Source organism: Vogesella mureinivorans, from assembly GCF_007644035.1.
Lineage (GTDB): Bacteria > Pseudomonadota > Gammaproteobacteria > Burkholderiales > Chromobacteriaceae > Vogesella > Vogesella mureinivorans.
The window spans coordinates 1-260 of sequence record NZ_VMTV02000871.1 but is presented as its reverse complement, the minus strand read 5'-3'; the positions used below and the strand labels follow the sequence as shown (position 1 = coordinate 260).

Genomic DNA, 260 nt, shown 5'->3' with positions numbered 1-260 from the left:
TCCAGCAAAAACAGGACCAGTACCATCAACAAAATGCGTTACAGAAGGCATTTTTAACATCGGCATGGCAATAATGATACCCACTGCCAAACCTGCAATTACACCAATTTTTAAGAAAGTTGATAAGTAATCACGTGGCGCCAATAGCAACCACACAGGTAATACTGAAGCTACAAATCCGTAAATGATCAGTGCCCAAGTCAGTTGAGTCCCAGTTAAAGTAAAGAATGGTCCCCAATAAGGGTCAGCAGCAACATTAC

The 260-nt window shown here is 41.5% G+C and carries 1 protein-coding gene; it reads right to left on the bottom strand.

The window, feature by feature from the left end; all coding sequences use genetic code 11:
* The coding region (locus FLQ44_RS20025) for a carbon starvation CstA family protein (protein WP_276607893.1) at positions 1-260 on the bottom strand (260 nt) is incomplete at both ends.